Here is a 2,183-nt window from a genome sequence, read left to right on the forward strand (position 1 = left end):
AGGAGCACCGCTGGGTAGCTATGTACGGAGGGGATAAGCGCTGAAAGCATCTAAGCGCGAAGCCCCCCTCAAGATGAGATTTCCCAATTAGTAAGACCCCTTGTAGACGACGAGGTTGATAGGTTGGAGGTGGAAGCGCGGTAACGTGTGGAGCTGACCAATACTAATAGGTCGAGGGCTTATCTAAAATAACGAATTTAATTCGTAAAACTGCTTTACACTTCAATTCGCATCTAGTTTTCAAGGCATAAGCCTTGTACAATTAACTTGTTTGGTGACGATGGCGAAAGGGAAGCACACGTACCCATCTCGAACACGACCGTTAAGCCTTTCAGCGCCGATGGTACTTGGACCGCAGGGTCCTGGGAGAGTAGGACGTTGCCGAGCAAAAGAAACCATCATTCACATTATGTAGTGATGGTTTCATCTTTCACAACTAAGTATATTCCCTGATAGCTCAGTTGGTAGAGCACACGACTGTTAATCGTGTTGTCACAGGTTCGAGCCCTGTTCGGGGAGCCATATTAAGGCCCGTTGGTCAAGGGGTTAAGACACCTCCCTTTCACGGAGGTAACAGGGGTTCGAATCCCCTACGGGTCACTTTTATTACGGAGGCTTAGCTCAGCTGGGAGAGCATCTGCCTTACAAGCAGAGGGTCAGCGGTTCGATCCCGTTAGCCTCCACCATTTATTAAATGAATAGTAATTATGGAGCTGTGGTGTAGAGGCCTAACATGCCTGCCTGTCACGCAGGAGACCGCGAGTTCGAATCTCGTCAGCTCCGCCATTTATGGCTCGGTAGCTCAGTCGGTAGAGCAGAGGACTGAAAATCCTCGTGTCGGCGGTTCGATTCCGTCCCGAGCCACCATTTTTACAACTATATAATAAGCCGTTGTAGCTCAACTGGTAGAGCAACTGACTTGTAATCAGTAGGTTGGGGGTTCAAGTCCTCTCGACGGCACCATTGATAATTTACTGCGGAGGCTTAGTGAAGTGGCTAAACACGGCAGACTGTAAATCTGCTCTCTTCGAGTTCGGTGGTTCGAATCCATCAGCCTCCACCATTTTATCAATAATTTAAAGACTTGGTATGAAACACATGAATTGTGTTCATGCTAATCATGACTGTGGCGGTCGTGGCGAAGTGGTTAACGCATCGGTTTGTGGATCCGACACTCGGGGGTTCAATTCCCCTCGTCCGCCCCATTAGAATAGTAAGAGCCATTAGCTCAGTTGGTAGAGCACCTGACTTTTAATCAGGGTGTCGAAGGTTCGAGTCCTTCATGGCTCACCATAATTTTACCCGGTGTGCGCGTATGGCGGAATTGGCAGACGCACTAGACTTAGGATCTAGCGGGCGACCGTGGGGGTTCAAGTCCCTCTACGCGCACCAATATGCGGAAGTGGCTCAGCGGTAGAGCATCGCCTTGCCAAGGCGAGGGTCGCGGGTTCGATTCCCGTCTTCCGCTCCATTTTTTCTTAAAGTATAGCAAGATGCGCCCTTAGCTCAGCTGGATAGAGCGTTTGACTACGAATCAAAAGGTCAGGAGTTCGAATCTCTTAGGGCGCGCCATTTTTACAACTTAAATAATTAACGGGACGTAGCTCAGCTTGGTAGAGCACCTGGTTTGGGTCCAGGGGGTCGCATGTTCAAATCGTGTCGTCCCGACCATTACACTTTCTTTTTAAAAAATATCAAAAACATGTTGACATAAGTATTGTAAACATGATATGATATAAAAGTTGTCGCCGGTAACACGGAAGACGACGAAATAAAGAATTGTCCTTTGAAAACTGAACAACGAGTGAATGAATAGATGAGATTCTAACGAATCTCAAACAGTCGAGATCGTCGCTTTCGAGCGATTGATTGAGACAAGCTAGTAAGTAAATTTTGAGCAATCAGCTCTTTAATGGAGAGTTTGATCCTGGCTCAGGACGAACGCTGGCGGCGTGCCTAATACATGCAAGTCGAGCGGAGATATTCCTTCGGGGATAGCTTAGCGGCGGACGGGTGAGTAACACGTAGGCAACCTGCCTGTAAGACTGGGATAACTCACGGAAACGTGTGCTAATACCGGATAAATAACATTCTCGCATGAGAGAGTTAGGAAAGATGGAGCAATCTATCACTTACAGATGGGCCTGCGGCGCATTAGCTAGTTGGTGAGGTAATGGCTCACC

Annotated in this window: 13 tRNA genes and 3 rRNA genes; all 16 read left to right on the forward strand. The window is 48.1% G+C overall.

From position 1 onward, the window contains the following. A 23S ribosomal RNA gene (locus tag NV379_RS25875) occupies positions 1–187 on the forward strand; the annotation flags it as partial. An 83-nt stretch (positions 188–270) separates the two neighbouring features. Next, a 5S ribosomal RNA gene (rrf, locus tag NV379_RS25880) occupies positions 271–387 on the forward strand. Positions 388–446: 59 nt separating this feature from the next. Further along, positions 447–522: transfer RNA gene (locus NV379_RS25885), tRNA-Asn, on the forward strand. A 6-nt stretch (positions 523–528) separates the two neighbouring features. Continuing rightward, positions 529–600 (forward strand) — tRNA-Glu (locus tag NV379_RS25890). A gap of 10 nt (positions 601–610) precedes the next feature. Further along, positions 611–686: transfer RNA gene (locus NV379_RS25895), tRNA-Val, on the forward strand. A gap of 23 nt (positions 687–709) precedes the next feature. Further along, positions 710–786 (forward strand) — tRNA-Asp (locus tag NV379_RS25900). A gap of 5 nt (positions 787–791) precedes the next feature. Next, a tRNA-Phe gene (locus NV379_RS25905) sits at positions 792–867 on the forward strand. Positions 868–887: 20 nt separating this feature from the next. Continuing rightward, a tRNA-Thr gene (locus NV379_RS25910) sits at positions 888–963 on the forward strand. A gap of 15 nt (positions 964–978) precedes the next feature. Then, a tRNA-Tyr gene (locus NV379_RS25915) sits at positions 979–1,063 on the forward strand. A gap of 66 nt (positions 1,064–1,129) precedes the next feature. Further along, positions 1,130–1,205, forward strand: a tRNA-His gene (locus NV379_RS25920). A 12-nt stretch (positions 1,206–1,217) separates the two neighbouring features. Beyond that, positions 1,218–1,293: transfer RNA gene (locus tag NV379_RS25925), tRNA-Lys, on the forward strand. Positions 1,294–1,309: 16 nt separating this feature from the next. Next, positions 1,310–1,392, forward strand: a tRNA-Leu gene (locus NV379_RS25930). Between the two features lie 4 nt (positions 1,393–1,396). Next, positions 1,397–1,471: transfer RNA gene (locus NV379_RS25935), tRNA-Gly, on the forward strand. A gap of 24 nt (positions 1,472–1,495) precedes the next feature. Continuing rightward, a tRNA-Arg gene (locus NV379_RS25940) sits at positions 1,496–1,572 on the forward strand. A 22-nt stretch (positions 1,573–1,594) separates the two neighbouring features. Then, positions 1,595–1,671, forward strand: a tRNA-Pro gene (locus NV379_RS25945). A 238-nt stretch (positions 1,672–1,909) separates the two neighbouring features. Beyond that, positions 1,910–2,183 (forward strand): 16S ribosomal RNA (locus tag NV379_RS25950); the annotation flags it as partial.

The sequence above is a fragment of the Paenibacillus radicibacter genome, from assembly GCF_024721995.1.
Classification (GTDB): Bacteria; Bacillota; Bacilli; order Paenibacillales; family NBRC-103111; genus Paenibacillus_AM; species Paenibacillus_AM radicibacter.